The organism is Pedobacter ginsengisoli (assembly GCF_030244015.1).
Lineage (GTDB): Bacteria > Bacteroidota > Bacteroidia > Sphingobacteriales > Sphingobacteriaceae > Pedobacter > Pedobacter ginsengisoli.
In genome coordinates, this window is record NZ_JASSYX010000002.1 from 820,314 (window position 1) to 845,591 (window position 25,278).

A 25,278-nucleotide genomic window follows, 5' to 3' on the forward strand; every position below is an offset into this window, starting at 1 on the left:
TTTTGTACTGCCTTATTGTTTTTGTACGGGATACAAAGTTAGCAAATAAAACTGAAGCGGAACGCCTATTTTTTGAAATAAAAATGAGCTTAAAAACAAATCCCTAAAATCTTAGACATGAAATTGTTAGAGCACAAAACCAAACAGCCGCCGTTTTATATCTTCGGGTTTTTCTTTTTTATTGCCATCATAACGGCGGTATATTTCCAGTAATCTCTGCAGATCTTTATCGGAATCTGTTTTTTTTCCTTTTCCCGGAGGTACGATCTGCGCCGTATAATTGGCAAACCCTTCTATCTTTGTGGCAAACCAGGTAGTGTTAAACCGGGGGATGGCAATACCCAGGATCATTCCCGGTAATCCGCTAAAGCCTTCAGGCCCGCCTTTCAATAAGATCTCTTCTGTGTAGAATGCCACTACATATACTGTGTCATTGATACGCCCTATGGCTTTTCTGCATTCATAGCCTGCGATGGTTCGCAGATCATGCATAATCTTCCAGTTTATAGCTGGAATAGTGTCCCTGAGCAGATAATCATCACCGACAACACTTTTCTTTATCACTCTGCTTTGCCCGGAATAATTGGTGTAAAGCTGGTTCTCCGAATCGTCAAGTGACAAAAACAGCATCGAATTGTCATTTTCAGCCTCTTTTCTATTTGCCTTATAAAGTGATTTATTCTGGTCAAAGTACAGTTCCCATTCACTGGTACTGTATTTTTTCATTTTTTCCTTAGCCTCATCAGGGATGTTCCAGTCTGCCGCACTTCGCTGCATGTTGACCTTTTTTTCATAGGTGATCTTGCCGTAAGGAATAAAAACCTGCTGTGCGTTCATTTTTTGAACGGACAATCCAATGAGGAATACACTGAGGACAATGGTTTTCATTTTTTTATTTACCAGCCGGACTTTTGATAAAGTTACCGCTTAAATTCCAGTTTATCCCTATCAAAGCATATCTCGGGATGTAACTAAACGTATTTTCGCTTTTGATATTACCACCCACAAAACGGTTGTAACCAATTTTTTGATTGAGCAGATCCGTAGCGGTAAGCCGGATCTCCAGCGCCTCATTTTTCAGTAACTTGGCAGACAGGTAACTGTTTAATATGGCTACATTTAAGTTTCTTTCAAAAGATAAATTGGCCGGACGGAATGAAAGGGAGAGGGTCGTATTGAACTCCATTTTGTAGGGCAGCTGCACCGTTCCGGAAAACTCGTGGTCATGTGTTAAGCTTTTCCCGTCATTGAGGTCGCCTATTGATGACTTTCCATACATAAAGCTGGCGGAAGGTGAGTAGCTGATGTCGACTTTTGGAGTGTAATAATTGAAGGTGGTCCGCAGGTTGTACTGATTGTTACGTGTTTTGTTTTTTGTGAAATTTATGAGCGTGATGTTATTTGATGTATTGAAACCCAGGTCTACACCCAGTCTGAAATTGAGTTTGGCAAAACCTTTGGAATAGTAAATGTTTCCTGCTGTAGAGTTGATGCCGTCGAGATTGGTAAAACTTGAGATCCTCTTGTTAAAGTCATCTACAATTTCGGTTTCAGTAATGGCCTTGCTGGTGAAGCCATAGCTAAAATAGGCTGAAATGTATTCATCAGTTTTAAACTGGAAACTGTTAAACGAAAGTCCGAAGTTATTAGTAAAGGAAGGCCGCAATGTAGAATTACCAATGATCTGATACAGCGGATTATTAAGCTGGCGTACAGGCTGCAGCTGGTTGATGCTGGGTTGCTGCATATAGCCGTTATAATTGGCTGATAAAGTGCTGTTGTTGTCGATCTTGTAAAATATATTGGTGGCAGGAGCTAGATTAAGGTACCTGCGGTCAAAATCAGTCTTTCTATCCAGATCCCTTAGCTCAAAATTGGTTTGAGTAGCCTCCAGGCCTGTTGAAATAGAAAAACTGTTGATTTTATATTGCATCACCATTTTTCCCACATTGGAGAAGTTGATGAATTTAAAATTATTACTCAGGGAATCTATCTTCAGTCCACCTTTGTCGTTTACAAACCTGTAGCTGCTTGAGGAGATGGTTTTAAAACTATAACCCGCTTCCATAGCCCAGTGTTTGGATATGGGTTCAGTATAGCTGATCCTGGTGCCAACGGAATTTTGCTGATTGGAATTGTCTTTGTTCAGGTCTATATTTTCTATACGGTTCAAAGTGCCGTTGTCATTATAATAAGTTGTGCGGTTGATGCTGTTTTCAAAGTTTTTTCCAGACTGGGTTTCGGGTTGCAGGTCAATAGAAAGTGTTCTTCCTTTTTTCCTGAATCTTTTGGACCAGTTGATATTTCCGTTAAAAGTTTTTGCATCACCGGTTCCGGTGTTGGTCTGGGAATTCTGACTAATGAAGGCTTCCTTTTCATTTCTGGTGTCGTCGAGTCCTTTCGTATCAAGATAATTTCTGCTTTGTCTTACGCCATAGGCTATTTTTAATGTAGAGAGGGAATCCAGGATATAGCTAAAGCTGCCCCTGATGCTTTCACCCGTGCTCTTTGAACGGTCATTATTCCTGCCTGAACTGATAAACAGCGCACCCCCGGGAAGTAATTCCTGGGAATTTGAAGTTTTTCGGTTGGTGCTCTTATAGTCAAAACTTTTGATGTTTACTTTCACACCAGTCTTGTTGTTTATTCTCTCAGAAAAATGACCACCCAGATTCAGATTGCTGGGCAGACCACCCGTCGGAGAGCCATAATCGTCGTCGTCATCACCACCGGACGAATACATGATCGAACTGCCATCATCGCCTACCTCTATCACATCATAATCCTCTCCCTTTAATTTTCTCATCGAACGGTTGATCTTCGATTCATTGGCCAGGTTGGAATAAGTGGCGAAAGCAGCAGCTTTGAGCTTGTTTTTAAACACACCGGCCATTCCACCGTAATCACGGAAATTGCCGGTGCCATAGTTGCCGTCTAAAGCTGTGAGGTATCCGTTTTTGGCATTTTCCTTTAGTTTGATGTTAATGGTTTTGTTTTTAATGCCGTCATCTATCCCCGTGAGTTCGGCGGTTTTACTCTTTCTATCATAGACCTGAACTTCTTCTACAGCATTTGCCTTCAGGTATTTCGTAGCCAAAAGCGGATCATCGCCAAAAAATTCATCGCCGTCTACGAGTACGGTTTTTACATCTTTACCCTGTGCTTTTATCGCACCGTTTTTATCAACTACAACCCCCGGCAGCCTTTTGAGAAGTTCCTGTACATTCGCATTGGTCCTCACCGCAAAACTATCAGCCTGAAATACTAGGGTGTCACCATGCATCCGTACCGCATTTTTGGTAGCCTTTATCTGCACCTCTTTCAGTAGCTTTGATTTGAGTTCCATATGGATATTGCCCAGGCTGACCTGTGTGGTATCAGACAATCTTAAATTCGTAAAATAATCGGCCATTTTAGGATAGGTGATGATCAGTTTATAATCACCCTTCATTAAGTTGTCCAGGGTAAACTGACCTTGTGCGTTGGTCCTGGTACTTTTGATGAGAATAGAATCAACGGAACTGATCAGCAACACCGTACTGTACTGCAGTGGCCTTTTTTCCAGTGAATCTGTAACCACAGCCCTGATTCCTGCTTTTTGTGCCGATGCGGTAAAGAAAGACAATGCAAGCAGAATAAATATAAAAGATCTCATTAGCATATACCGCAGGACAAACTGTAAATAGCTAAAATAAGTTTTTTTGAGCATCCATTAAAGAAAGTAGCGGGTGTTTGAGCGTTTATAATTTAATTGAAAACCGGTTTGATTAATGTTTGGTCCGAATGGATAAATATCCGAACCGAATAACAACGCAGGAACCCGGATTAAAGTATGTCCGAAATTGAGGTGTAAAAAAAAGGCCCGGAATCTCCGGGCGCTTTGTTCGAAAGTATATTTGGTTAGAATATTAAAGGTTGATTTAGAAGCAAAAATCGTGTCTTTCATTTTGTTTCAGTATATAAACATAGCATAAAGTTTGTTGAAATCATAATATTATTATTAACATTTCTCAAAAAAATTCGCATAATACGTTTTAGCGCTATAAAAATGTTAATTATTGAAATGAATTAAAATTTGTGCTGTGATGCAAATTTTTGCTATTTACAGCAAATATAGTAGGGCTTTACTTTTTTTTCTGTTACTGACCAGGCAATGTAAACTTTATGTTCTTTGCCCAGGCGATAAAAGAATCCGTTGAGCTGATTTTTTTTTAGTTCCTCAAAAAAGGCTTTGTCAGGCACATATTGGTCCGGGTTTTCCTGCCCCGTTACCGCCGGTTCCATAAAATTCTCTTCGTCAAAGAATCTGCTGATTTCTTCTTTGAGAAATTTGATCTGATTTTTCTTTTTATCAAGATTGATCGTCGCATCATAATTTTTAAAGAGATCAGCCGCTTTAATGCCGATGCTGTAGATCAGCCTCCCCTCAAAAGAGCGGATCGTAAATGCCAGCCGCATGTCTTTTGGATTATTGCCTTCAATTTTTACTTTGAAGGTATCTGCCTGTAAAGAGTCACTAAAAGATTTGACGATAATTCTTTGCTGTTCATTGGCGGGAATGGTTTCCCCGGTGCCCGGATTACTGCATGCAGCAAGGACAGACACACCGATTAAGATACAGACGGTCAAAAACTTCATATCCTGTTATTTATTTTCTCCAGATCTTCAGGAGTGTCTATTGAAAAGGTCTCAATGGAAGTAATCCTGGTCTGTATCTTATAGTTGTTTTCAATCCAGCGCAGCTGTTCAAGGCTTTCAGCCATTTCAAGCGAAGAAGAAGGAAGCCGGGTGATTTCCAGCAATGCCTTTCTTGTATACCCGTATATGCCTATGTGTTTGTAAAACTGATGGGTACTGAGCCAGTCTTCCATTTTTGCGTTGCGGATGAAGGGAATGGTCTGTCTGCTGAAGTAAATGGCTTCCCCGGCAGTATTCAGAAGTACTTTGGGAGTATTATGATTAAACAGTTCGCCTTCCTCGTGTATTTCCTTGATCAAAGTAGCCAGCTGAACAGCTTTGTCCTCAAAACAGGAGGCTAGCAGATCAATCTGCATGGGGTCTATATAAGGCTCATCACCCTGGATATTGACGATGACATCAAATTCCGGCAATATCCCAGCTACCTCTGCGCAGCGGTCTGTACCGCTCAGGTGATCAGCAGAAGTGATCACGTACTGGCCGCCAAATCTTCGGACTTCTTCAGCAATGCGCTCATCATCAGTAGCCACCACAATCTGTGAAAGCGCAGCGGCTTTACCGGCTTGCTCATATACCCTTTGGATCATGCTTTTCCCTTTGATCTGCACCAGTGGTTTGCCGGGAAACCGCGTAGAGGCATATCTGGCAGGTATGATCCCAAGTATTTTCATCTTAAAAAAGTCCGTTTATTTCTGCTTCTATGGATTGAATGATGGAACCCAAATCTTCTGGATTGTTGCTGAAGTCAAGCTTGTCCTTGTCCAGGATCAATAGCTTGCCCAGGCTATAGTCTTTGATCCAGGCTTCATATTTCTCATTTAATTTAGAGAGGTAATCTATCCGGATGCTGGCTTCATATTCACGTCCGCGGCGCTGTATATTATTTACCAGTGTAGGTACCGAGGCACGAAGGTAAACCAAGAGATCAGGTGGTTTTATAAATGAAGTAATGTTGGCAAATATGGCTTTATAGTTATGGTGATCCCTGGTGGTCATCAGGCCCATTTCGTGGAGATTATCTGCAAATATATGTGCGTCCTCGTAAATGGTCCTGTCCTGAATTACATTTCTGTTGAAGTTTTGTATGTCCACGATTTGCTGGAAGCGGCTGTTTAAGAAATAGATCTGCAGGTTAAAGCTCCATCTTTTCATGTCACTATAGAAATCTTCCAGGTATGGATTGTTGTCTACAGCCTCATACAAAGCCTCCCAACCATAATGTTTTGCCAGTAAGCCTGTCAATGTAGTTTTTCCGGCGCCTATATTTCCAACTATCGCTATGTGCATATCGTGTTTTTGAAGATCTTAAGGTAATTATTTTTGCGATTAATTCAGAATGATTTAAAACCGATCAAAGCCCTTACCTCACGAATGGTTTTCCGGGCACTTTCCCTTGCTTTTTCGGCACCCTGCTCAGCAACTTTACGCAGGTAGTCACTGTCCCCGGAGAGCCCCTCAATACGCTCACGAATAGGGCCGTTGAACACAATCATGTCCTCTGCCAACTGTTTTTTGAAATCGCCGTAACGGATCGCCATTTTATTATACAGCTCCTCAAAATGGGCCAGAGTATCGGCAGGTGAAACTATTTTCATCAGGTCAAACAAGTTCTGGATCGGCTCAGGTTTAACCTGATTTTCCGTTAAAGGCCCGCCATCAGTCACTGCACGCGACAGTTTTTTACGAATAACCTCCGGACTATCCGCCAGATAAATGCAGCTGCCTTCACCATTTGATTTGCTCATTTTGCCTTTCCCGTCCAGTCCGGGAACCTTCACCAGGTTGTCCGAATAGTTAAAGGCAAAGGCCTCCGGGAAATAATCATTATTGTAAAGCCTGTTGAAGCGGTTGCCGAATGTCCGTGTAAACTCCAGGTGCTGCTCCTGGTCCTTTCCAACAGGCACCTTAACGGCTTTGTGGATCAAAATGTCGGCAGCCATCAGTGTAGGGTAGGTTAACAATCCGGCGTTAATATTGTCCGGCTGTGCGCGTACTTTATCTTTAAACGAAGTACTGCGCTCCAGTTCGCCCATATAGGCATTCATATTCAGGTAAAGGTAGAGCTCTGCTACTTCAGGTACATCAGACTGAATATAGATCGTTGACTCATCCGGATTGATGCCGCAAGCAAGGTATTCGACCAGTACATGCCTTACATAGCCATGCAGGTCCTGCGGAGTAGGGTGGGTGGTCAGCGAGTGAAGGTCTGCGATAAAGAAAAAGCAGTTGTAATCATACTGCATCTTTACGAAATTGGTCACTGCACCAAAATAATTTCCCAGATGTAACTGTCCTGTAGGACGGATACCACTAACTACCGTTTCTTTCATGGGCCGAAAATAAGAAAATTTTATCTAAGTTTGATTCAATGATTACACTCTTAAGGCACATTCACCGCACTTATTCTATAGTTGTTATTCTTGCCTTTTCGGCGCTGTTTTACCCATTCTATTACCTCGCTTCACGAAAACCTGCGGGCTACCGGCTGCTCAATCTGATGCGAAAACTAAACAGCTTTCTGATCAGTACGTTTATAGGTGTCTTCTATCTGTTTGAATATGAAGAGCCTCTGGTAAAAGGGCAGACCTATATTTACTGCTCCAATCATTTTTCCAATTTTGACATCATGATCATGTGTATCCTGGCCAAAGGCCGGTTTCATTTTATGGGAAAAGAAGAACTCCTGGATAACCCCGTCCTAAAGCTATTTTTCAAAACAATAGATGTCCCGGTAAACCGGGACAGTAAGATCTCAGCTTTCAGGGCCTTTAAAAAGGTAGGCGACAACCTGGAAAACGGCATGAGCCTGATCATTTTTCCTGAAGGAAGGATTGATGGACATCAATATCCGCCACAATTGCTGCCTTTTAAAAACGGCCCGTTCAGACTGGCCATAGAAAAAAACATACCCATTATCCCGGTCAGTCTGACCAATGTCTGGAAAAAGATGTGGGACGATGGCCATAAGAAAGGCACAAGCCCGGGATTCTGTAACATTTACGTGCACAAACCCGTTTCCACAAGAGATTTGAATATAGATGACGCAGATTTATTAAAAGACCGTATTTTTGACCTGATAAACAGTAAACTCGTTCATAAATGATAATAGATAAGCAAACCATTAACAAAGTGGCTGATCTGGCAAGAATAGCGATAGAAGATAAAGAAGTTGATACATTGATCACCGACATGAATAAGATACTTACATTTATGGAGAAGCTGAACGAACTGGACACAACGGGGGTTGAGCCTCTTGTCTATATGAACCACGAAGAAAACGTTTGGCGGGAAGATAAGGTAAAGCATGAGATCACGGTAGAAGAGGGTCTGAAAAATGCGGCAAAGCACAATGAAAGCTTCTTCTTTGTGCCAAAGATTATTGAAAAATAAATAACAGATGTAACATCGGTATGCCGGTGACTGTCTAAAAAGAAAAAGCAATGGATAAAGCGTTAATTAACATCAAAGATATCGGCCGTAAATATGTGATAGGTTCCGAAGTGATCCATGCTTTAAAATCAGTAACCCTGGATATTCATAAAGGCGAATTTGTAGCATTGATGGGTCCTTCAGGTTCCGGAAAATCTACACTGATGAACATATTGGGCTGTTTAGATACACCCAGCAAAGGCGATTATGTGTTAAACGGGATCAATGTAAGCCAGATGACAGACAATGAACTTGCCGAAGTCCGCAATAAGGAGATCGGATTTGTGTTTCAGACATTCAACTTATTGCCACGCTCCACTTCCCTGGACAACGTTGCGCTTCCGCTGATCTACGCAGGTGCAAATAAAAAAGAACGTGAGGAAAGGGCCCATAAAGCTTTAGAAAATGTTGGACTGGGCAACAGGGTCACACACAAACCCAATGAACTTTCAGGAGGACAGCGCCAGCGTGTAGCGGTGGCCAGGGCACTGATCAACAACCCGTCCATTATACTGGCCGACGAACCGACAGGGAATCTGGATACCAAGACCTCTATTGAGATCATGGGCCTGCTGGAAGAGATCCACAGTAAAGGCAACACCATTATCCTGGTCACGCACGAGGAAGACATTGCGCAGCATGCCCACCGTATCGTACGTATGCGGGACGGCCTGATAGAAAAGGATTACATGAATGAAGATATTAAAACTGTTTCTCCGCGCCTGAGCAATCTGGAGAAAAAAGGCAGCGATTTCGAGAAAATTGTATAAATTTCTGCATGAAGATATACACCAAGACCGGAGATAAGGGGCTTACCTCATTGATCGGGGGGACCCGTGTAGCCAAATATCATCTGCGTATCGAATGTTATGGTACTGTAGATGAGCTCAATTCCTATATCGGTCTGATCATGTGTCAGGACATAGATCCACACCATCAAAAAATCTTAAAGGAAATTCAGGACCGGCTTTTTACGGTTGGCGCATCACTTGCCGCCGATCCGGAGAAATCTAAAATGAAAATCCCTGATCTCCATGAAAGCGATATTTTGCTGCTGGAGACAGAAATGGACAACATGAATGAAATGCTGCCTGAGCTGAAACATTTTGTGCTTCCCGGTGGAAATACCGTAGTTTCCTGGTGCCATGTGGCACGGTGTGTTTGCCGCCGTGCCGAACGACTGGCTGTTCACCTGGCAACAGAGAGTTTTGTTGACGAAAAAATGACCATTTATTTGAACAGATTAAGTGATTATTTATTTGTTTTGGCACGAAAACTAAATTCTGATGCCGGAACAGCAGAAAATATATGGGTTCCGCGCTTGTAAATTTGTAATTGTTTAGAACGGAAAATAGTGGAAAAAAAAGTTTGTTTTGCTCAGGTTTTTTAATATACTTTTGCGAATCAATTTTTGAATAACTTAATAGTATAAGAAATATGTATTGGACATTAGAACTCGCATCGCATTTGGAAGACGCTCCATGGCCTGCAACAAAAGATGAATTAATTGATTACGGGATAAGATCAGGGGCACCTGTAGAAGTAATTGAGAATTTACAGGCACTCGAAGACGACGGTGAACCTTATGAGACCATCGAAGAGATCTGGCCTGATTATCCTACAAAAGATGACTTTTTCTTTAACGAAGACGAATATTAAGTTTTGCCCATAAGCGCATAAAAGCCTCCCGGTTTACCGGGGGGCTTTTATATTTTGGAACGATGATTGATTAGATAATGTCATGGCAATGTATGTTACACTGCCGTCATCTATCTAAAACATTAAAAAATTAAACGTTATGGGAAATCTACTTTATTTGATCGCGGTAATTTTGGTCATCATTTGGGCCATCAGTTTCTTTGGAAATTATTATACCGGTGGCATTATCCACATCCTGCTGGTTATTGCAGTAATCGCTATTATCCTGCGGGTAATACGTGGTGCGGCCTGACATTAATTAGTAATATGATAAATAAAGGGGGATTCTGAATATCAGAGCCCCCTTTTCTTTAACAGGATCGATGCTATTTCCAGGTCTTCCGGGTAAGTGATCTTGAAGTTCTCCCTTTGCCCCTCTATTAGATTTATTTTCATGCCACAGTGTTCTGCCACGGCTGCATCATCAGTGAATTCACTGGAATATGGCACCTCATAACATTTTTTGAGTACCCCGACATCAAAGGTCTGCGGTGTCTGTACCAAGGCAAAGTCGTTTCGGTTTAATGCAATACTTCCCTGTTCAGCAGTTAGTTTTCTGATCGAGTCTGTCGGTCTTATCGCCACCACACAGTTTCCCTTTCTTTCCGCCTCATGATAAGAACTGCTAATGAGTTCGGGTGAAACCAATGGCCTGACCGCATCATGTATAGCAACAATCCCGGCTTCTGTAATGGCGTCCAATCCATTTTTTACAGAATGAAACCGCTGTTCCCCGCCTTCTATAACTGTGTGCTTTATTTTAAAATGGTGGATATTGCATAACTCAGCCCAGTAGAAATGCTGATGTTTGTTTAAAACCACCAGGATTTTCGGGCTCAGTCCACAACGGTGGAAAGCTTCTATAGTATGCATGATCACAGGTTTGCCATTTAGCAATAGGAACTGTTTGGCTACCATGCTCTGCATCCTGCTGCCAGAGCCTCCTGCTACCAAAATTGCATAGTAGTTTGTCATATAATCAGCATGGCATCGCCATAGCTATAGAAGCGGTATTTCTCTTTTACTGCCACCTCATATGCATTCATGACATAATCATAACCTCCAAAAGCACTTACCATCATCAGTAAAGTCGATTCAGGCGTATGGAAATTGGTGATCATTGAATTGGCAATGCTGAAATCGTAAGGAGGGAAGATGAATTTACTTGTCCAGTCATTGGCAGCTTTAAGTGTCCTGTTTGAAGACACAGCGGATTCAATTGCACGCATAGATGTAGTACCGACAGCACAGACCCTGTGCTTTTTTTCGATCGCATTGTTTACAATGTCTGCGGCTTTTTGCTCAATGATAAACTGCTCAGAGTCCATTTTATGCTTGGTCAGGTCTTCAACCTCAACAGACCTGAATGTGCCAAGGCCAACGTGTAGCGTTACCTCCGCAAAATCCACTCCTTTAAGCTCAAGACGCTTCATCAGTTCCCTGCTAAAGTGCAAACCCGCGGTAGGGGCAGCAACAGCGCCTTCATGCTTGGCGAAAATCGTTTGGTAACGTTCCTTATCCTGCGCAGTAGCTTTGCGTTTGATGTATTTAGGCAATGGTGTTTCACCCAGGATCTCAATATTTTTTCTAAATTCTTCGTCTGTCCCGTCAAACAGAAAACGGATGGTTCTTCCGCGTGAAGTAGTATTGTCTACAACTTCTGCCACCAAAAGATCGTCATCACCGAAATACAGTTTGTTTCCAACACGGATCTTACGGGCAGGATCTACCAGCACATCCCACAAACGCAATTCCTTGTTCAGCTCGCGCAACAAAAACACTTCAATTGTGGCACCAGTCTTTTCTTTATTTCCGTATAAACGGGCAGGGAAAACTTTGGTATTGTTCAAGATCATTACATCCTTGTCGTCGAAATACCCTAAAATATCTTTGAATATTTTGTGTTCAATTTTTCCGGTATCTTTGTGTAAAACCATTAAACGGGCTTCATCCCGTTGTTCTGAAGGATTACTGGCAACTAATGAATCAGGTAAATTAAACTTAAACTGAGATAACTTCATATTGTTCGATGTAATATTTAAGGGCGCAAATTTACGAATATAATCTTTATTTTTACTAGATTATATTTTCTTTTAAATTGTTCCTGAAGCCGGGACGGTATTGTTGGTTTATATGCAGAGGCTTATGTATTTTTTATAATATATAAACGCTGACTGTAACCTTTTTGGCTACTTTTGGTCTAAACCTTAATTATGATTATTCTCAAACTAATAGGCGAAAGTTTTCGGTTTGCATCTGATGCACTGCGCCAAAATAAGCTTCGTACTATGCTTTCCCTGTTAGGCATCACCATAGGGATTTTTGCCATCATATTTGTGTTTTCCGCCGCTGATACTTTCAGGGCTAAGCTTCAGGCCAGTATTGATAAATTAGGTTCTAAAACCATATTTGTCCAAAAATGGCCATGGGGTGGTTTTGGAGATTATCCCTGGTGGAAATATGTGAACAGGCCAGAGGCGTCTTTGAGGGATTATGATCTGCTGAAAGACCGATTGGAATATGCGCAGGGTATTTCTTATGAGATATATGCCAATGAGCGCACGGTTAAATACCGCGTCAACTCGGTGGAAGGGGTGGGTATAAGGGCCGCTTCTCAGGATTTTAATAAAACCTGGACGCTTGATTTTCAGGAGGGCAGATATTTTACGGACAACGAGGGCAGGACGGGTGCCCCGGTGGTACTTATCGGTGCGTCTGTAGCAGAAGGTCTGTTTAATGGCGAGCCTGCGATCGGAAAGACGATTGCGGTAATGGGTAGAAAACTGAATGTGGTGGGCGTGTTTAAGAAAGAGGGCGAGGATATGCTGGGGATGTCCCAGGATAAGAATATTGTCATGCCGATCAATTTTGCCCGGGGGATTATGGACGTGGAAAGCGGCAGATATGACCCGAGCATCACGGTAAGGGGTTATGACCATATTGCGCTGGAAGAAGTGGAAAGCGAACTGAGAGGGGTCATGAGAGCGATCAGAAAGACGCCTCCGGGAGCCGAGGAGGACTTTGCTTTAAACAAAAGCACCATTGCTTCCGACGACCTGGACAAGATGTTTGGCGTGGTAAATATAGCGGGCTGGATCATCGGGGGATTTTCTATTCTTGTCGGAGGGTTTGGTATCGCCAATATTATGTTTGTATCGGTAAAGGAACGGACGAATATCATTGGGATCCAGAAGTCACTGGGTGCCAAGAATTATTTTATCATGCTGCAGTTCTTGTTTGAGGCTGTTGCGCTTTGTTTGCTTGGCGGATTGCTTGGGCTGTTGCTCGTTTACCTGGCCACGCTGGGCTCAGCAGCGGCAGGTTTTGATATGGTCCTTTATTTTAAAAATATTGCGCTGGGTATTGGGGTTTCTGTGCTGATAGGCGTGATTTCGGGTTTTTGGCCGGCTTATTCGGCATCGAGGCTGGATCCTGTCGAAGCAATCCGCTCCTAATATGCTTTGCTCCGTTTAAAAATACCTCGCTTGCTCAAGGGTGCTTGGGGGCAAAATGATTATCCTGCATTCGGACTGGAATCTTTAGCCCTGAAGAAGGGCAAAAGTTCCTATGTCCTCAACAGGACAATGATTTTGCCTGGATGCATACCTTTCACTGCGCAATCATTTTTAATATGTCGCTGCAGCATAAACTCGCTCATTTAAAGAGGGGGTTACCTAAAGAGGGGCAGGGCATTACATACTGAATACCTTGCACTCAAATTTACCTTCAGTGATAATTTTTGTTCCTCCTGCAGGGTTTTCGCCTTTAAACTGGAATTCGCCTTTGATGGTTTCATTAGTATAAGAGGTGACAGTTACGGTGCCTTCCGAGCTGAGAAAGCTATGATTAAAATCAAGCTGGGTAGTATAGGAGCCAATAAAAGCACTGGTTTCGGCATCATACTCTCCAACGCCATGAAATTCTGAAATCGATAGGTTGATGGACTCACTATTTGAGCCTCCTATGTTTCCAATGATCTGTATGCTATTCAGGTCTTTATATAGGGTGCCAAATACATTCTTCTCTCCAGAGGCTTCTTTTTTTACACCGTCTACCTTAAGGGTTATTTTAAGTGAAGAAAAGTTTGACGGTACTACCTTCTTGCAGGAACCGGTAATTAAAATGCTGACTAATAGAATTAGTGAAAATGTAAAATGCTTCATATGCGTTAATTTTTTCAAAGCTAAAGAAAATAAAGAAATCTTAAAACAGTATAATTTGGCATAAATCTGCGGTAGCAGGTTAAGACACAGGCAAGCAGAGTTCGACCTTAGTTTGCGCTTGCTGTGCTCTTACAGCATACCTGCTGCGGTAATGCTGCGCTTAAAGACCATTTAACCGCAGAAAGTACGCAGGATAAGCGCAGGACTAGCGCAGAAGGCGACATGAATGTCTTACCCGGATATATTTTTCATACACTGCTTTTTGTGTGTAGCGCTTTAAGGAATCGACAGAAAAAGCATCGGTAATGAAATACCATAAAAAAGGCCGGTTTCATCATTTGAAACCGGCCTTTTTACGATTGTTTAATCTTAGCTCAATTTAGCCAGGGCATCTTTGATCCTGGTTACTGCTTTTCTCAATTGATCTTCCGAAGCCGCATAAGAAAGTCTGATGCAATCTTCATTTCCAAATGCTTCACCAGTCACGGTAGATACATGAGCTTCGTTCAGCAGGTATAAAGAAAGGTCTTCTGCAGTGTTGATTACTGTATCACCGTTTCTTTTTCCAAAGAATGATTTGATCTCAGGGAAGAAATAGAAAGCGCCGTCAGGAAGGTTCACTTTTACGCCCGGGATTTCAGTCAGCAGGGCATAAACGATATCCCTGCGTTTTTTAAATTCATCAACCATTGCATTTACGGTGTCTAAACCACCGTTGTAAGCAGCAAGAGCCGCACGCTGCGCGATAGATGAAGTGCCGGAGGTAATTTGTCCCTGCAGTTTATCGCAAGCATTGGCAATCTCCTTGTTCGAAGCCATATACCCAACTCTCCAGCCGGTCATTGCATATGATTTAGAAAAGCCATTGATCAGGATCACGCGGTCTTTTACCGATTCAAACTCCGCGATAGAAGCATGTTTTCCAACAAAATTGATGTGCTCATAGATCTCATCAGAGATGATATAGATGTTCGGATGTTTTTCAAATACCGCAACCAGGTCAGCCAGTTCTTCTTTGCTGTATACAGATCCGGTCGGATTGCATGGAGAAGAGAACATGAACAGTTTGGTTTTAGGGGTGATTGCAGCTTCAAGCTGTGCGCCGGTGATTTTAAAGTTGTTTTCCACAGTCGCGTTGATGAAAACCGTTTCGCCTTCACCCAATTTGATCATCTCTGAATAAGACACCCAATAAGGAGTAGGAACGATCACTTCATCTCCCGGATCTACCAGGCACATCACCGCATTGGCCAGAGATTGTTTGGCACCCGTCGATACCACGATCTGGTCAAAATTATAGCTCAATCCATTTTCTCTCAATAACTTCTCAGCAACCGCCTTACGGAGTTCAGGATATCCTGAAACGGGAGTATAGTACGAGTAATTTTGATCTACAGCTTCCTTTGCCGCTTCCTTTACAAATTCAGGCGTAAAAAAGTCTGGTTCACCAAAACTCAGGTTAATAACGTCTATCCCTTTTGCGGACAGTTCTCTACCTAATTTAGCCATTTTAATGGTCTGTGACTCAGATAGGTTGTTGATTCTTTTGGATAAAAATGTCATAATAATGGGTACGAAAGCAAATAAAATTTTGTGCGGATGCAAATATATGAACCTCATGGGATTAAAGACTAAAAAAAATACTTTTTAACAGAATTCCATCGCTAAAGCGTATTTTTGAAGGCTAAACTCTGTGATTTGCAACCAAAAAAGAAGGCAATACTTATCGCTTTAAGCATCAGCATATTGCTCATGCTTGCAAAATTCGTAGCATACCTCATCACACATTCCAATGCGATCCTGACCGATGCGGCAGAGAGTATTGTCAATGTACTGGCCAGCAGCTTTGCGTTTTACAGCATTTACCTGGCCACCATTCCCAAAGACACCAATCACCCTTACGGACATGGAAAAGTAGAGTACTTTTCTGCTTTCCTGGAGGGGACACTCATCACCATCGCAGGCGTCATCATCATCGTTAAATCGGGCTATGATCTGATCTATCCAAAGCCCATTCTGAAGCTTTTTGAAGGTGCGGCAATCATCGGTGCCACCGGCTTTGTAAACCTGCTGGTAGGTTATTACCTGATCAATACCGGCAAGCAGCAAAATTCCATCACCCTTGAGGCCGACGGCAAGCACCTCATTACCGATGCAGTCACCAGTGCCGGGCTTGTGGCCGGAGTAATCCTGATCAAACTGACTGGTCTTTACTGGCTGGATGGTGTGATCTCAATTTTACTCGGCCTGTATATCATTTACAATGGTTACAAACTCACCAGGCGTTCTGTCGGCGGGTTAATGGATGAGAGTGACCTGAGCCTGGTTGAAGATATTATTGATTGTATGCAAAAGAACAGGAGAGACCCCTGGATAGACATACACAACCTCCGTGCGCAGCAATACGGCGCAGACCTGCACATCGATTGTCATGTCACCCTGCCTTACTATTTCGACCTCAACCAGGTGCACCACGAAATCTCTTCCATAGATAAGATGATCAACGGGAATGCGCAGCGCAAAACTGAGCTTTTTATCCATGCAGACCCATGCCTGCCCGCCTGCTGCAATTATTGCCACATGAAGGAGTGTCCGGTCCGCGCAGAGGTTTTCCGGGGAGAGATCAAATGGACCATCCAGAACGCCACCAAGAACCAAAAACATTTTGACCAATGAGCTATTTTAATGTAAGGGTATACGGATTACTGATCAATGAAAATAATCAGGTGCTGATTAGCGATGAACAATCTGGCGGCAGGACCTTCAGTAAGTTTCCCGGAGGCGGGGTAGAAGTAGGCGAAGGCATTATCGACGCGCTGAAGCGGGAGTTTATGGAAGAATGCAATGCAGAGATTGAAGTGATCCGTCACCTGTACACCACCGATTTTTATGAACAGTCTTCTTTCAATGACAGCCAGATCCTCAGCATTTATTACCTGGTAAAAGAAACCAAACCATTAACGCTTACCTACAAAACTGTAATATTCGATTTTGATGAAAACACCCTGCAGTCCTTCAGGTGGATCAGTTTAAACGACCTGAGCACCGATGATGTGACTTTCAGAACAGATAAAACCGCGATAGAACTATTACTAAAAGAAAGACAATGAACTTAGCAGAACGCGATAAAAAAGTAATCTGGCATCCTTATACGCAAATGAAAAATCCACTGCCCCATATTCCGATAGTGAGGGGCGAGGGCGTTTACGTATTTGATGAATCCGGTAAAAAATACATAGATGCAGTATCCAGCTGGTGGGTAAATATTCACGGTCATGCCCACCCGCACATAGCCGAAAAAGTAGCGGAACAATTAAAAACACTGGAACATGTGATCTTCGCAGGCTTTACCCACGAGTCCGCAGTCCAGCTTGCCGAAAGGCTCCTGCCTTTATTGCCGGGCAAACAGGAGAAAGTATTTTATACTGATAATGGCTCCACAGCTGTGGAAGTGGCGCTGAAAATGTGTCTGCAATATTGGGTAAACACCACCAAACAACCGCGTACCAAGATCCTGGCATTCAAAGGCGCTTATCATGGCGATACCTTTGGGGCCATGTCGGTCAGCGGCCGGAGTATTTTTACAGATCCCTTCGCCAGTCTGCTATTTGACGTAGAATTTATAGACCTGCCCAATACAAAGAACATCGAACAGATCAAATCAAGGATCAGTTACCTGTCCAACGAAGTGGCCTGTTTTATATTTGAACCCATGGTACTGGGCACAGCAGGTATGGTTATGTACGAAGCCGGACATCTCGATGAACTGATCGCTGCCTGTCAGAAACATGGCATACTGACCATTGCCGATGAGGTGATGACCGGTTTCGGGCGCACGGGCAAGCTGTTTTCATGTGAAGCATTGCAGTACAGTCCCGATATTTTTTGTCTGTCCAAAGGGATCACCGGAGGCACCATGCCCCTGGGTGTCACCACCTGCAATGCGAAGATCTTCGATGCGTTTCTGAGCGATGACAAGTTAAAGACCCTGTACCATGGCCACTCTTACACCGCCAATCCTGTGGCCTGCGCGGCGTCCCTTGCGAGCCTTGACATATTGCTGAGCGATGAGACCCTGCCAAATATCCAAAGGGTTTCCGCAAAGCATGAAGCATTTGCGGAAAAGATCAAAGGGCATCCGAAACTTAAGGATGTGCGGCAGACGGGCACCATACTGGCGATGGAATGGGAGACCGGAGGCGACACATCTTATCTGAACGGACTCAGAAACCGGTTGTACAATTATTTTCTGGAACAGGGAATTATCCTGAGGCCTCTTGGAAATATTATATATATTTTACCTCCGTATGTCATCAGTAACGACGACCTCGATTATATTTACAGCACTATTTTGACCGCATTAGAAGAAATATGAAAGTTCGTCATTGCGAGGTACGAAGCAATCTCATGCTAATGACCAGGATGAGATTGCTTCGTACCTCGCAATGACGCAAGAATAAACAAAACCATTATGAACATCAAGCCGATCTTAGAAAATATAGTTGACAATAACGTATTACATGCCAAGTGGTTAAACACCCTTTCTTATATGGAAAATGCAGGTGCCAAAAAGATCTCCGCATCTGAACATAAGGAAAATGTAAATCTGATCATCCTGAAACATGCCGCAGAGGAGCACCGTCACGCTTATTACCTGAAAAAGCAGCTGGATAAACTGGAAGGCGGACTTTGCAAGACCTATACCAATGATGAACTGCTGACACCCAATCATACCAAATTTTATCTGAATGCACTGGATGTAGCGGTTTGCCGCTACCTCAAGCAGCATTTCAACCTGAGCGGCTATGAATTAAAATTTGCCGCATACCTGTTTGTAACCTATGCCATTGAAGTCCGCGCCGATGAACTGTATCCCGTATACCAGGAAGTGCTGACCAATGCAGGCAGCCGCGTTACCGTGAAATCTATTATTTTAGAAGAAGAGGGACATCTGGAGGAAATGCTGAACCAACTCAGGGGTTTCTCCCCGGACTGGGAAAAACACGCAGAGATCGTCATCAAAATAGAGCAGGAGATGTTTGAAGACTGGATATTGAACCTGGGAAAGCAAATTGCATAACCGGCTCTACATGTTCCTCAGGTACCCTGCCTGCTTATTTAATGTACCCATTTCGTCATCTCGACGACAGGAGAGATCTCTTGTTTAAGCCAATGCAAGAGATCTCTCCTGTCGTCGAGATGACGCTTAAACAAACAGCGCCTAAACTCACCAACATTTAAACAAAACAAGGCCTAAACAAACAACAGCTAAACAAACCAACGTTTAACCACTACAACAAGCGCCAAACATCTCAAACCTTCAGCACCTTCTCCGGAGTGATCGCATAGAACCTGTCTCCCTGTTCAGGTTTAACAATCTTGAGGCCGGTGAATACACTAAATGCCGGCATGACCAGGCAGTGTTCAGCAAAATAAAAACAGGGAAACTTCAACTGCTGTCTTGCCCTGCCGTAAATGACCACACCGGGGTGGACGTGTCCGGTAATATTATAATAACTGTCAAATTCACGGGGCTTGTCGTGGATAAACCGGAAGGGTGCACAAAGCAGTTCCTTGTTGTGCACCTCAATACCCAACGCTTCATAATCCTCATTCTTCAGCGCATCGTGATTTCCTTTTACCAGAACTACTTTTAAAACGGGATACCGGCTGCGCCACTCCAGAAAGGCGTTGGCGTCACTGTTCATGTTATTGTGGAACATATCTCCTGTAACCAGCAGTACTTCAGTGAGATATTCTTTAACAAGGCTTGTCAGTCTTTGCAGGTCCGTCAATCCTACCGTATGAGGCACCTGAATGCCTGATTTTCTAAAATGCGCAGACTTACCAATATGAAGGTCACTGATGATCAGCATCTTTTCCCGTCTCCAATACACTGCCCGTTCCTTGCTCAATACCAGTTGCTCTCCGCTGCACTCAACGATCATTCTTCTTTCTTGTGTTTTTCTTTTCTGCCTCGGCAGTCATTCTTTCAATTCTCTGGCTCAGTTCTTCAGAACTCATGTTGTCACGCAAGCTATCCACTTTGATCGGAAAACACAAAGGCGTATAGCTGTCTGTTTTTACAATGACCACCTTGCTGGCCTGGATCCTGTGCAGGGCCGCTGCCAGCCGTGGTTCCTCTATCTGCTGATAAAAAGCCTCATCATAAGCCTGCCGCAATAATAGGTTATGTTTATCATAATCACTAAAAACGTTGAAAAATAATGCGGCAGAAGACTGCAGGTGCTTGTTTGCCACATACTTGCCGGGATAACCCTGAAACACCAAACCCGAAATACAAGCAATGTCCCTGAACTTTCTTCGTGCCATTTCAGTAGCATTGATGCTGGCGATGATATCTGCCGAAAGGTCATCAGGACTGAAAAGTGACTTGATGTTTTCTTCATCCAGCGGAATTGGCTGTTCGCTCAGGAGTTCAAAACCATAATCGTTCATGGCAATAGAAAACGTAATGGGTTTCAAACGGCCCAGCCGGTAGGCGACCAGTGACGCCATGATCTCATGCACCTGCCGGCCTTCAAAAGGATAGGCAAAGAAGTGGTAACCGTCTTTTGTGTTGATCAGCTCAATCAAAAACTCATCATCCTTAGGTACATGCGATACCTTCGCCTGCCGCTGAAATAAAGGAAGGATAAAGTCAAGTTCCTCGTCATCATGCTGCTTATACAAGGTCTCATTGTACTTCTTGCGCAATATCGCCCCCAGGTTTGCCGTCAGGGAGATGCGGCCACCCATCCAGCTTGGGCTCATGGCGGTCTTCTGTTTGCTCTTGCGCACCAGTACCATCATTTCCTTGATCATGATGAATTCCAGCACCCGGCCGGCAAGCGTAAAATTGCTGCCCGGTTTCATTTTCGACACAAAAGACTCTTCCACCATGCCTACAAAACCACCCGTCAGATATTTCACCTTGATCATCGCATCGCTCACAATCGTACCGATATGCAGCCTGTGCCTCAAGGCGATCTGTCTGCTTTCCACTTTCCAGAGTCCATCGACTTTAGAAACCTTACTGAACTCATTATAAGCGGTTAAACTATCTCCACCTGTAGTGATGAACTGCATGATCCAGCTCCATTCCTGGGGCAGTAATTCCCGGAAAGCATGCGTTTGCTTCACCTCAAAAAAGACCTGTTCATCGTCAAAGCCATCTCCGACAGCCAGCGTGACCAGGTACTGGATCAGCACATCAAAAGACATCACCACCGGCTCCCGGCTCTCGATGTCCTGTGTCCTTGCGGCTTCTTTTATGGCTGCGGCCTCCACCAGTTCGAGCGCATGGGTGGGCAGGAAGTAGATCTTTGAAGTCTCATGAGGCGAATGTCCGCTGCGGCCGGCACGCTGTAAAAACCGCGCAACACCTTTAGGCGATCCGATCTGCACCACCGTATCCACAGGCTTAAAATCCACCCCCAGATCGAGTGAAGAAGTACTCACAACAGCCTTTAGCGCACCTGTATGTATGGACTCCTCTATCCAGTTTCTCAGTTCGTGGTCAATAGAACCATGGTGAATGGCCAGCAGGCCCGCCAGATTCTCATCTTTGGCAAGCAGGGTCTGGTACCAGAGCTCAGCCTGTCCCCGGGTATTGGTAAAGATCAGTGTGGTTTTGCTTTTGTAAATGATAGGAAGGAGCTTATGCGCCAGCTTATGCCCCAAATGGCCCGCCCAGGGCAGCATATCTATATGGTCGGGCATAATAGACCTGATGACGATCTTTTTCTCTATATCGGCTTTAATGATGGTCTTCAGCACATCTTCATAAGGCACAAGCACATCCAGCGCCTGTTCAATATTTCCGATGGTAGCCGATATGCCCCAGATCCTGAGCAGCCTTTCCGGATGCTGAGCCTTCAGCAATCCCTTGATCCTGGAGATGGCCAGTTCCGCCATCACCCCCCGTTTACTGCCCAGCAGTTCATGCCATTCGTCGGCCACAATACACTGCAAATGCTCAAAATAATTGAAAGTGCTTTTTTGCGCCAGCAACAGGTGCATACTTTCCGGGGTAATGATCAGCACCTCAGGCATTTGTTTCTTTTGCTTCAGCTTCTCATTTTGTGGAGTATCACCATTTCGCACACCCACCGTCCAGTCCATTTGCAGCTCCTCACAGACCTCCCGCATGGCACGGGCAAGATCTTTGGCCAGCGACCGCAAAGGCGTAATCCAGATCAGCTTTAATCCGGCGTCCTGTTTTTTCCTGTTTGTCGTTTTTTTAGTATTTCCGCTTTTTTTATTGAAATCTTCCGCCAGGTCCTTAAAATCTTCCTTCAGATCTTTACCAATCTGTTGCTGCAGGTTTGGAACTGGGGACTTAATCACTGTGTTCGAATGCTCCGGATCAGCCCTTTTGTTCAGCTCATCAATCACAACCGCCAGAAACAAAGAAAAAGTTTTTCCAAAGCCCGTAGGGGCATTGACCAGGCCACTATAACCTTCCGCATAATATGCCCAGGCATCCGTTTGAAACTTAAAGGGCTTTTTCCTACCGGACTTCAGCCATTGCATCACCTGCTTATAACCGCTGCTTTTCTCCAGCGGCAATGGCTTGTCTGCTGTCCTTTTTTTTAATACCGCTGGTTTAGCTGATCTGCTCTTCTCCATGTCAAAAGCGCTATAAAGTAGATTGCAACAATTGCCTCAGATCATCCAGCGTATTGATCTCATCGGCTTTTTTATCTTTTCGCCACCTGGCAATCCGCGGAAACCGCAAAGCAAGGCCAGCTTTGTGCCTTTTGCTCTCTGCGATCCCTTCAAAAGCGATCTCAAACACCAATTCCGGTTTCACCGTCCTTACCGGACCAAATTTCTCTATCGCGTTCTTTACCACAAACGAATTTACTTCTTTTATTTCTTTGTCCGTCAGGCCCGAGTAAGCCTTCGCTACCGTGATCAGCTGGTCGCCATCGCGGACCGCAAAGGTATAATCTGTAAAGAAGTTTGCCCTGCGTCCGCTGCCTTTCTGTGCGTAGATCATCACGGTATCCACCGTGTAAGGATTGACCTTCCATTTCCACCAGTCGCCCCGTTTCCTGCCGGAATGGTAGAGAGAATCCAGCTTCTTGAGCATAATGCCCTCGCTGTTGATCTCCCTTGAGCCTTTTCTCTGCTCTGCAAGATCTTCCCAGTCTGTAAACTCTACGACAGGAGAAAGGACCACTATATCTTGGGTTTTCAAACCGCTGACGGTCCTGACCAGTACAGACCGCCGGTTTTCGAGAGGTTCTTCTCTCAGGTCACGCCCTTCATACTCGAGCAGGTCATAAGTGTAAAAACCAATCGGCGCATCGCTGAGCTGCGACTTATTGATGGTTTTTCTGTTTAATCTCTGCTGCAAGACACTAAACGCTAGCACATTACCGTTCTTCACTGCAAGTATCTCTCCATCCAGAACCGTACCGTCCTCCAGTTCATCAGCCAGAAAATGCAGCTCAGGAAACTGCGCTGTAACCAGCTCTTCACCCCGGGACCAGATGAACAGCTCACCATTCCGTTTCACAATCTGCCCCCGGATGCCATCCCATTTCCATTCCGCCTGCCAGTCAGACACAGCTCCCAAAGCAGCAGGCTCCGCTTCCAGCGCATAGGCCAGGCAAAAAGGGTAAGGCCATGAATTGTCGGTGTTCACATGCGCCCCGGCCATCAGGTCCTCATAGCTGATCTCCCAGGGCTGCCATTTGCCCATAATGCTGTGCATCACCTTGTTGCTCTCCATGTCGCTTTGTTTGGCCAGCGCATTGACCAGCATTTTATTGGAAACCCCGATCCTGAAGTTTCCCGAGATCAGCTTATTGAAAATGAAGCGTTCCTGGGTTTCCAGGCTGTTCCAGGCGTTTAAAATGAATTCTTTTTTCTCCTCATCCGTCTTGCCGTTCAATGCAGAAAGGCCATTGATCCATTCATGCAGCTTGCGGTTGGTCTTGTGCTCCGCCTCCGGCAATACCAGTGCTATGGTCTCACTGAGGTCGCCTACATTGTGATAACTCTCTGCAAACAGCCATTCCGGAATGCCGCTCAGTTCTACCGCCCATTGGCGGATCAAAGCCGTATTGACAGGCCGTTTGGGTCTTTTTCCGGTAAACATGGCGATCACATAGGGCTTGTCCAGATCATCAGCTTCCGTAAAATAATCAACCAGGGCAGCAATCTTATCGTTGGTCTTGTTGCTCATCTCCAGCTGGCGGATCAGTTCTGTAAATCGCCTCATACGGCATCCTCCTGTATTTTCTGACCGGCATCTGCACTTATTTCCACTTTTTCTTCTTCTTCCTCATTGCCGTATTGCGTTTTTACTTCTTCCGCTTCAATCCCAATTTCATTCAGGTACTTTGAAAACGTCGCCGTATAACCATGGGTAACGAATACTTTTTCAGCACCCGTTTCTTTGATCGCAGCCAACAGACCCGGCCAGTCGGCATGGTCACTCAATGCAAATCCGGCATCAGCACTGCGCCATCTTCTGCCCGCCCTAACCTGCATCCAGCCGCTGCAAATGCCTGTAGCAGGGCCAATAAGGCTTTTGATCCAGCGGCCGTCGGCCAGAGCAGGAGGTACAATCACAATTCCTTTCTGCAGTTCATCCTTCTTTATTTCCGGGGTTATCCTTTGGGTTTCAGGTAGATCCACACCTGCACCGATGAAACGTTCATTGAGATTGGCTATAGCGTTGTGAACATAAATGTCGCTGTAACCGGCGAGGCCTTTTATCAGACGCTGTGCCTTACCCAGGCTATAGGCAACCAGTACACTTGTTTTATTGCGGTCATGGTTTTCAGAGACCCAGTTCCTGATCTCCGAAAAGATCGTTTCCTGTGGCTGCCATTTATAGATTGGCAATCCAAATGTACTTTCAGACACGAAAGTATGGCACTTTACGGGTTCAAATTGAGTGCTGATGCCGTCATATTCTGTTTTGTAGTCGCCGGATACGACACAAATCTCTCCTTTATATTCCAGCCGGACCTGCGCAGATCCGATCACGTGACCTGCGGGAAAAAGACTTACCTTTACACCATTGATCGTTATTTCCTTATTGTAGGGCAGGGTTTCAATGGTCAGGTCCGGGCCGAGCCTCTGGTTTAAAATGGGTTTGGTCAGTTCATGGCACAAATAGGCCTTATTGCCCCATTTTACATGATCGGCATGGCCATGGGTGGTCACTGCCAGGTCAACCGGCCGCCAGGGATCGATGTAAAACCCGCCCGGTATGCAGTATATTCCTTTATTGGTAAAAGAGATGAGTGCCATTGGCTAACAACAAAAG

General features: G+C 44.3%; 25 protein-coding genes. 11 read left to right on the forward strand and 14 right to left on the reverse strand.

What is annotated here, in order from left to right; genetic code table 11:
* Positions 1-126: 126 nt before the first annotated feature.
* From QEP08_RS10640 to trpS, 6 genes are all read right to left on the reverse strand, one after another.
* Positions 127-888 carry a GLPGLI family protein gene (locus QEP08_RS10640; RefSeq protein ID WP_285057756.1) on the reverse strand — a complete coding sequence of 254 codons (762 nt, stop codon included), beginning with the start codon at positions 886-888 and terminating at the stop codon, positions 127-129.
* 4 nt (positions 889-892) lie between these two features.
* Positions 893-3,655 carry a TonB-dependent receptor gene (locus tag QEP08_RS10645; protein WP_285057759.1) on the reverse strand — a complete coding sequence of 921 codons (2,763 nt, stop codon included), beginning with the start codon at positions 3,653-3,655 and terminating at the stop codon, positions 893-895.
* Positions 3,656-4,098: 443 nt separating this feature from the next.
* Positions 4,099-4,638 (reverse strand): hypothetical protein, encoded by a 540-nt coding sequence (locus tag QEP08_RS10650; RefSeq protein WP_285057760.1) that lies wholly within the window; start codon positions 4,636-4,638, stop codon positions 4,099-4,101.
* A complete protein-coding gene (gene kdsB / locus QEP08_RS10655; RefSeq protein WP_285057763.1) occupies positions 4,635-5,369 on the reverse strand; it encodes a 3-deoxy-manno-octulosonate cytidylyltransferase in 735 nt (244 codons plus the stop codon). The genes QEP08_RS10650 and kdsB overlap by 4 nt, the downstream gene beginning before the upstream one ends.
* Position 5,370: 1 nt before the next feature.
* Positions 5,371-5,985 carry a deoxynucleoside kinase gene (locus QEP08_RS10660; RefSeq protein WP_285057764.1) on the reverse strand — a complete coding sequence of 205 codons (615 nt, stop codon included), beginning with the start codon at positions 5,983-5,985 and terminating at the stop codon, positions 5,371-5,373.
* 44 nt (positions 5,986-6,029) lie between these two features.
* A complete protein-coding gene (trpS, locus tag QEP08_RS10665) occupies positions 6,030-7,028 on the reverse strand; it encodes a tryptophan--tRNA ligase (protein ID WP_285057766.1) in 999 nt (332 codons plus the stop codon).
* Positions 7,029-7,066: 38 nt separating this feature from the next.
* Here trpS and QEP08_RS10670 point away from each other — a divergent pair, with 38 nt between their 5' ends.
* The 6 genes from QEP08_RS10670 (at position 7,067) to QEP08_RS10695 (ending at position 10,078) form a co-directional block, all read left to right on the forward strand.
* A complete protein-coding gene (locus QEP08_RS10670) occupies positions 7,067-7,801 on the forward strand; it encodes a lysophospholipid acyltransferase family protein (protein WP_285057769.1) in 735 nt (244 codons plus the stop codon).
* A complete protein-coding gene (gene gatC / locus QEP08_RS10675; RefSeq protein WP_285057770.1) occupies positions 7,798-8,088 on the forward strand; it encodes an Asp-tRNA(Asn)/Glu-tRNA(Gln) amidotransferase subunit GatC in 291 nt (96 codons plus the stop codon). The genes QEP08_RS10670 and gatC overlap by 4 nt, the downstream gene beginning before the upstream one ends.
* Positions 8,089-8,138: 50 nt before the next feature.
* The gene (locus tag QEP08_RS10680) at positions 8,139-8,897 is read left to right on the forward strand and encodes an ABC transporter ATP-binding protein (RefSeq protein ID WP_285057772.1); all 759 of its coding nucleotides are present in this window, start codon (positions 8,139-8,141) and stop codon (positions 8,895-8,897) included.
* Positions 8,898-8,905: 8 nt separating this feature from the next.
* Positions 8,906-9,454 carry a cob(I)yrinic acid a,c-diamide adenosyltransferase gene (locus QEP08_RS10685; RefSeq protein ID WP_285057774.1) on the forward strand — a complete coding sequence of 183 codons (549 nt, stop codon included), beginning with the start codon at positions 8,906-8,908 and terminating at the stop codon, positions 9,452-9,454.
* Positions 9,455-9,564: 110 nt separating this feature from the next.
* Positions 9,565-9,786 (forward strand): DUF2795 domain-containing protein, encoded by a 222-nt coding sequence (locus QEP08_RS10690; protein ID WP_008240955.1) that lies wholly within the window; start codon positions 9,565-9,567, stop codon positions 9,784-9,786.
* A 139-nt stretch (positions 9,787-9,925) separates the two neighbouring features.
* The gene (locus QEP08_RS10695; protein WP_285057777.1) at positions 9,926-10,078 is read left to right on the forward strand and encodes a lmo0937 family membrane protein; all 153 of its coding nucleotides are present in this window, start codon (positions 9,926-9,928) and stop codon (positions 10,076-10,078) included.
* Positions 10,079-10,119: 41 nt separating this feature from the next.
* Here QEP08_RS10695 and QEP08_RS10700 read toward each other — a convergent pair whose 3' ends face one another.
* Both QEP08_RS10700 and queA read right to left on the reverse strand, forming a co-directional pair.
* Positions 10,120-10,800: a 2-C-methyl-D-erythritol 4-phosphate cytidylyltransferase gene (locus QEP08_RS10700; protein WP_285057778.1), complete on the reverse strand. Its 681-nt coding sequence runs from the start codon at positions 10,798-10,800 to the stop codon at positions 10,120-10,122.
* Positions 10,797-11,846, reverse strand: a complete 1,050-nt coding sequence (gene queA, locus QEP08_RS10705) for a tRNA preQ1(34) S-adenosylmethionine ribosyltransferase-isomerase QueA (RefSeq protein WP_285057779.1) — start codon at positions 11,844-11,846, stop codon at positions 10,797-10,799. The genes QEP08_RS10700 and queA overlap by 4 nt, the downstream gene beginning before the upstream one ends.
* A gap of 192 nt (positions 11,847-12,038) precedes the next feature.
* On the opposite strand from queA, the gene QEP08_RS10710 reads away from it, so the two are divergent.
* Positions 12,039-13,280 carry an ABC transporter permease gene (locus QEP08_RS10710; protein ID WP_285057781.1) on the forward strand — a complete coding sequence of 414 codons (1,242 nt, stop codon included), beginning with the start codon at positions 12,039-12,041 and terminating at the stop codon, positions 13,278-13,280.
* Between the two features lie 237 nt (positions 13,281-13,517).
* On the opposite strand, the gene QEP08_RS10715 is transcribed toward QEP08_RS10710, so the two are convergent.
* A complete protein-coding gene (locus QEP08_RS10715; protein ID WP_285057784.1) occupies positions 13,518-13,988 on the reverse strand; it encodes a DUF6252 domain-containing protein in 471 nt (156 codons plus the stop codon).
* 369 nt (positions 13,989-14,357) lie between these two features.
* Complete coding sequence (locus QEP08_RS10720) at positions 14,358-15,551, reverse strand: pyridoxal phosphate-dependent aminotransferase (RefSeq protein ID WP_285057785.1); 1,194 nt, start codon at positions 15,549-15,551, stop codon at positions 14,358-14,360.
* A gap of 135 nt (positions 15,552-15,686) precedes the next feature.
* Between QEP08_RS10720 and QEP08_RS10725 the strand changes: the two genes are divergently transcribed.
* From QEP08_RS10725 to QEP08_RS10740, 4 genes are all read left to right on the forward strand, one after another.
* Positions 15,687-16,664, forward strand: coding sequence for a cation diffusion facilitator family transporter (locus QEP08_RS10725; protein WP_285057787.1), 978 nt, complete (start codon positions 15,687-15,689; stop codon positions 16,662-16,664).
* Positions 16,661-17,098, forward strand: coding sequence for an NUDIX domain-containing protein (locus QEP08_RS10730; protein WP_285057789.1), 438 nt, complete (start codon positions 16,661-16,663; stop codon positions 17,096-17,098). Before QEP08_RS10725 ends, QEP08_RS10730 begins: the two co-directional genes overlap by 4 nt.
* Positions 17,095-18,363: an adenosylmethionine--8-amino-7-oxononanoate transaminase gene (gene bioA, locus QEP08_RS10735; protein WP_285057790.1), complete on the forward strand. Its 1,269-nt coding sequence runs from the start codon at positions 17,095-17,097 to the stop codon at positions 18,361-18,363. Before QEP08_RS10730 ends, bioA begins: the two co-directional genes overlap by 4 nt.
* Positions 18,364-18,459: 96 nt before the next feature.
* Positions 18,460-19,068 (forward strand): hypothetical protein, encoded by a 609-nt coding sequence (locus QEP08_RS10740; RefSeq protein WP_285057792.1) that lies wholly within the window; start codon positions 18,460-18,462, stop codon positions 19,066-19,068.
* A 232-nt stretch (positions 19,069-19,300) separates the two neighbouring features.
* Here QEP08_RS10740 and pdeM read toward each other — a convergent pair whose 3' ends face one another.
* From pdeM to QEP08_RS10760, 4 genes are read right to left on the reverse strand one after another with little or no spacing between them, the layout of a single operon-like run.
* Positions 19,301-19,936 (reverse strand): ligase-associated DNA damage response endonuclease PdeM, encoded by a 636-nt coding sequence (gene pdeM, locus QEP08_RS10745; protein ID WP_285057794.1) that lies wholly within the window; start codon positions 19,934-19,936, stop codon positions 19,301-19,303.
* Positions 19,926-22,619: a ligase-associated DNA damage response DEXH box helicase gene (locus tag QEP08_RS10750; protein ID WP_285057795.1), complete on the reverse strand. Its 2,694-nt coding sequence runs from the start codon at positions 22,617-22,619 to the stop codon at positions 19,926-19,928. The genes pdeM and QEP08_RS10750 overlap by 11 nt, the downstream gene beginning before the upstream one ends.
* 10 nt (positions 22,620-22,629) lie before the next feature.
* Entirely contained in the window at positions 22,630-24,222 is a 1,593-nt protein-coding gene (locus tag QEP08_RS10755) for an ATP-dependent DNA ligase (RefSeq protein WP_285057797.1), read from the reverse strand.
* Entirely contained in the window at positions 24,219-25,262 is a 1,044-nt protein-coding gene (locus QEP08_RS10760; protein ID WP_285057800.1) for a ligase-associated DNA damage response exonuclease, read from the reverse strand. The genes QEP08_RS10755 and QEP08_RS10760 overlap by 4 nt, the downstream gene beginning before the upstream one ends.
* Positions 25,263-25,278: the final 16 nt, after the last annotated feature.

What these genes read in the sequence shown, in the direction of transcription:
- QEP08_RS10645 (WP_285057759.1), bottom strand. Translation starts at nt 3,655, where the DNA reads ATGAGATCTTTTATATTTATTCTGCTTGCATTGTCTTTCTTTACCGCA.
- QEP08_RS10710 (WP_285057781.1), top strand. Translation starts at nt 12,039, where the DNA reads ATGATTATTCTCAAACTAATAGGCGAAAGTTTTCGGTTTGCATCTGAT.
- pdeM (WP_285057794.1), bottom strand. Translation starts at nt 19,936, where the DNA reads ATGATCGTTGAGTGCAGCGGAGAGCAACTGGTATTGAGCAAGGAACGG.
- QEP08_RS10730 (WP_285057789.1), top strand. Translation starts at nt 16,661, where the DNA reads ATGAGCTATTTTAATGTAAGGGTATACGGATTACTGATCAATGAAAAT.
- QEP08_RS10640 (WP_285057756.1), bottom strand. Translation starts at nt 888, where the DNA reads ATGAAAACCATTGTCCTCAGTGTATTCCTCATTGGATTGTCCGTTCAA.
- QEP08_RS10660 (WP_285057764.1), bottom strand. Translation starts at nt 5,985, where the DNA reads ATGCACATAGCGATAGTTGGAAATATAGGCGCCGGAAAAACTACATTG.
- QEP08_RS10700 (WP_285057778.1), bottom strand. Translation starts at nt 10,800, where the DNA reads ATGACAAACTACTATGCAATTTTGGTAGCAGGAGGCTCTGGCAGCAGG.
- bioA (WP_285057790.1), top strand. Translation starts at nt 17,095, where the DNA reads ATGAACTTAGCAGAACGCGATAAAAAAGTAATCTGGCATCCTTATACG.
- QEP08_RS10760 (WP_285057800.1), bottom strand. Translation starts at nt 25,262, where the DNA reads ATGGCACTCATCTCTTTTACCAATAAAGGAATATACTGCATACCGGGC.
- QEP08_RS10740 (WP_285057792.1), top strand. Translation starts at nt 18,460, where the DNA reads ATGAACATCAAGCCGATCTTAGAAAATATAGTTGACAATAACGTATTA.
- QEP08_RS10695 (WP_285057777.1), top strand. Translation starts at nt 9,926, where the DNA reads ATGGGAAATCTACTTTATTTGATCGCGGTAATTTTGGTCATCATTTGG.
- QEP08_RS10680 (WP_285057772.1), top strand. Translation starts at nt 8,139, where the DNA reads ATGGATAAAGCGTTAATTAACATCAAAGATATCGGCCGTAAATATGTG.
- QEP08_RS10755 (WP_285057797.1), bottom strand. Translation starts at nt 24,222, where the DNA reads ATGAGGCGATTTACAGAACTGATCCGCCAGCTGGAGATGAGCAACAAG.
- kdsB (WP_285057763.1), bottom strand. Translation starts at nt 5,369, where the DNA reads ATGAAAATACTTGGGATCATACCTGCCAGATATGCCTCTACGCGGTTT.
- QEP08_RS10750 (WP_285057795.1), bottom strand. Translation starts at nt 22,619, where the DNA reads ATGGAGAAGAGCAGATCAGCTAAACCAGCGGTATTAAAAAAAAGGACA.
- QEP08_RS10690 (WP_008240955.1), top strand. Translation starts at nt 9,565, where the DNA reads ATGTATTGGACATTAGAACTCGCATCGCATTTGGAAGACGCTCCATGG.
- queA (WP_285057779.1), bottom strand. Translation starts at nt 11,846, where the DNA reads ATGAAGTTATCTCAGTTTAAGTTTAATTTACCTGATTCATTAGTTGCC.
- QEP08_RS10685 (WP_285057774.1), top strand. Translation starts at nt 8,906, where the DNA reads ATGAAGATATACACCAAGACCGGAGATAAGGGGCTTACCTCATTGATC.
- gatC (WP_285057770.1), top strand. Translation starts at nt 7,798, where the DNA reads ATGATAATAGATAAGCAAACCATTAACAAAGTGGCTGATCTGGCAAGA.
- trpS (WP_285057766.1), bottom strand. Translation starts at nt 7,028, where the DNA reads ATGAAAGAAACGGTAGTTAGTGGTATCCGTCCTACAGGACAGTTACAT.
- QEP08_RS10715 (WP_285057784.1), bottom strand. Translation starts at nt 13,988, where the DNA reads ATGAAGCATTTTACATTTTCACTAATTCTATTAGTCAGCATTTTAATT.
- QEP08_RS10650 (WP_285057760.1), bottom strand. Translation starts at nt 4,638, where the DNA reads ATGAAGTTTTTGACCGTCTGTATCTTAATCGGTGTGTCTGTCCTTGCT.
- QEP08_RS10670 (WP_285057769.1), top strand. Translation starts at nt 7,067, where the DNA reads ATGATTACACTCTTAAGGCACATTCACCGCACTTATTCTATAGTTGTT.
- QEP08_RS10720 (WP_285057785.1), bottom strand. Translation starts at nt 15,551, where the DNA reads ATGACATTTTTATCCAAAAGAATCAACAACCTATCTGAGTCACAGACC.